Genomic DNA, 3,184 nt, shown 5'->3' on the forward strand with positions numbered 1-3,184 from the left:
AAAGTGAGTAAGAATATNCATCGCAATGAGCCTGTTTGACTTTGCTGTTTTTCGAAAATTTACTCAAAAACTCGATAATAGGCGCACCGACATTTCTCATGATCGGTGAAAAATTCCATTCAAGGAACGGGCTGTCAGTGACAACTCTGTTCACCCCGATCCGCGCTCCCTTCATTGCTGCCATGTATGCCACGGTCAACCCTCCCGTGCTGTGACCCGAGAGGGTTATGTCTGTGTTTCCGTCGCGGCGTATCTGAGCCAAAGCTGAATCGATATCCTCGAAATACTCATTCTGTTTGCGTACGTTAAAAGGGTATTGCCAAGGTTGCCAGCTGCGTCCGTAACGTCTGAGATCCACAGCATAGAAATTGTATCCTGAATCAACAAACAGTTCCCCCATCTCTTTCTGGAAGAAATAATCGTTGAAGCCGTGTATATATAGGTATGCCTTCCGAGATTTGCTGTTTTTGCATATCTTCCGTATGATTGTGGAACGGCAGGGACCGTCAAATGCCTCGCCATGATTGACATAACGTGCCTCATATCCCTCTAAAATATCCGGATGCCAGGAGGTGTCGGTTGTTACGGTCTTCGGTCCGGTATATTTCTCCGGGAAATGCCATTCGCCGGAGGCTATTGCCGCTCCGACTATCAGCATCATAGGTATAAGGAGTCTTTTCATTCGCGGTCTTTATGGGTTCTCAGAATTTCAATTTTCCGGCAAAGCAACTTCATGTAATTTTCAAGTTTTATCTGCTGGGTTCTTGAAGAATACAGCATCCATGTTGCCGACACCATCTTCTTATAGTCTTCCGGCATGCGCCATGATCCCTTGGTTTTGCCGTCTTCAAGGAAAACAACCGAGATGTTGTTGAGTTCATTGTCCGCTATCAGATTTGCCACAGAGTCTGCCTGCGCTCCTGAAAACATGACTGTGTTAAGACCTTCTCTTCTGTAGTTCAGAGCCTGGTCGTGAGGCACAATAGCCGATTCCACCGCATTCTCTCCACATTCAACCCTTATGTTGTTGAAAGTAGAGCCTTTTAATGCCGCAATCAGTTCAAGACGCTCACCGTTTGAAATTCGAGCCACGAGTCCTGTGTTCTGAAGAGGGTAGCGGTCCTGCCATCCGTTAAAGATATAATAGCTTTCCACTTCGCGTTTGTTGTCGACAACCGTGAAGTCCCTAAGCCATTGGTTTAAGTTGTCGGTCAGAATCTTGATTTTGTTTTCACACGAATCGATCTGTCTCTCAGCTATTGTTATGGAATCGGAGAGGGCGTTTTTATATTCGTTTTTGGCTTTGTCTTTGTCGGCGTTGCCGCCCGCGCATGAGGCGAGCAGCATTGCCGGCATGAGAAACATTAAGGTCTTTTTCATCAGATACAGTTTTTTTGAACGATTCAGGCAACAGGCTGATGTGAATCACGGAGAAGGTCGTTTACAGTCTTGACCGGATTGAAAGTGTCGGCGGGAACCTCAACAAGAATCGTGTTCCAGTCGCTCATGGCACCGTTCCAGAGACCGGGAAGTTCCAGAGCCTTTATCTCTACGCCCTCACGGCTTTTAAGAGAAATGAAGCCCGTAGCCTTGTCGACATAATCGGGAAGATTGAATTTCTTTCCGCGGAAATCTTTTGTCGAGACAACGAGATCCACCGGATTGAAGTGAGTGGCGTTCTTCATCATTTTTACCGTCTCCTTATTATCGGGGTCAATCTGAGATGCTTCGAGAATCTGAGGCGATACAGTTCCGTCTGCGTTATATGCGAGGTAAGGACCGCCGCCGGGCTCACCCTCGTTTTTGACCATTCCGCACACGCGTGTCGGACGGTTCAGCTTCGAGAACAGGTATTCGGCTTTTTCTTCAGCCGACATTTCATCGGCATTGTCATGTGTTATGCATAGCACAGTGCGAGTGAAATGCAACATCTCTTCCAGATCCTCGGCAGAAGGAGTACCCTTGTCGAGTTTTTTGCAATATTCGTTGATTCTCTGTTTTGTCGCCACCAGTATGCCGCCGATAATTTTCTTATACTCCACGGTTGACGCACGACGTTCATCAGGAACGACATTATCAATGTTCTTGATAAATATGATATCCGCATCAAGGTCGTTGAGATTCTCGATAAGCGCGCCATGACCGCCGGGGCGGAAAAAGAGTTTGCCGTTTTCGCGATACGGCGAGCCGTCAAGATTTGACGCTACTGTGTCTGTATGTGATTTCTGGACACTGTAAGACACATCGAAGGTGACACCATATTTATGACCGATATGTGCCGAAGCCTCCTCAACTTTCGACATGACGAGAGGAAGATGGTCCTGCGACACTGTGAAATGCACAGTCACCTTTTCATTTTTGCCTGAGGCATACATCGCGCCTTCTGCGAGATGTTCCTCCAAAGCGGTTCTGGAAGTACCGATGACCTTGTGGAACTGCAATAGAGCTTTGGGAAGATAGCCATAGTTCAGACCGTCCTTGCCTATGAGAGCCTGTGCCACATCCTTGAAGCGTTTTTCCTTGACAAGCGAATCGACGCTTTTGCCGTAAAGCGAAATACAAATGAAATTCAATCGAGGGAAGAATGCGAAATCTTCAATTCTTTCGAAGAATTTTTTCATGAAATCATTGTCGGGTTTCTCTTTATTGCCATTCACGAAAGAGAAAATATCCTTGAACATTCTTGATGCCGCGCCGCTTGCCGGCACCATTTTCATCACAATGCCTCCTGCTGAGAGGAAGTCATCCCAGCATTTGACAGCGGTCTTTTTCATGTCATCGGACAAAGGCGAAATGCCATGACCGACAGTTGCCGGAGCCTCTATTTTAAGAAATGGAAAGCCTTCAGCAAGCATTTTGAGTTCATCACGAAGTTTTTCTTCGGATATTCCTTTTTCTTTCAGGGTCTCGATGTCGAGTTCTTCTAAAATCATCTGTATGCGGTTTTGGGATTATACACTCTTTTATTGAATGCAAATTTAATACTTATTTCGTGAAATATTCCGGGCATTCTCAAATAAATTACAATGCATCCGAAATTAATACAAAAAATCGGGTATTAAGAGCTTGTTTAAAAATAAAAGTTAATTTGGGGTCGTAGGCTTGGCGCAGGTTTCTTCTTGAGGTGAAGGAGCATAGCGGGCTATGTGACTGAACCGAAAGGAGAAAGATGCCCAAGGCTACG

Annotated in this window: 3 protein-coding genes; all 3 read right to left on the bottom strand. The window is 45.8% G+C overall.

From position 1 onward, the window contains the following. On the bottom strand, positions 1-682 hold a 682-nt coding region (locus JX312_RS11080; protein ID WP_204458042.1), incomplete at its 3' end, for an alpha/beta hydrolase. Further along, positions 679-1,380 carry a hypothetical protein gene (locus JX312_RS11085; RefSeq protein WP_204458043.1) on the bottom strand — a complete coding sequence of 234 codons (702 nt, stop codon included), beginning with the start codon at positions 1,378-1,380 and terminating at the stop codon, positions 679-681. The genes JX312_RS11085 and JX312_RS11080, both read right to left, overlap by 4 nt. Before the next feature lie 23 nt (positions 1,381-1,403). Further along, positions 1,404-2,930 carry a DUF4301 family protein gene (locus tag JX312_RS11090; RefSeq protein WP_204458044.1) on the bottom strand — a complete coding sequence of 509 codons (1,527 nt, stop codon included), beginning with the start codon at positions 2,928-2,930 and terminating at the stop codon, positions 1,404-1,406. Positions 2,931-3,184: the final 254 nt, after the last annotated feature.

The organism is Barnesiella sp. CU968 (assembly GCF_905219685.1).
In the GTDB taxonomy this organism is placed as follows: Bacteria; Bacteroidota; Bacteroidia; order Bacteroidales; family Muribaculaceae; genus Lepagella; species Lepagella muris_A.

Excerpts from the sequence above, each read along its gene's own strand:
- JX312_RS11085 (WP_204458043.1), bottom strand. The coding sequence starts at position 1,380 with ATGAAAAAGACCTTAATGTTTCTCATGCCGGCAATGCTGCTCGCCTCA.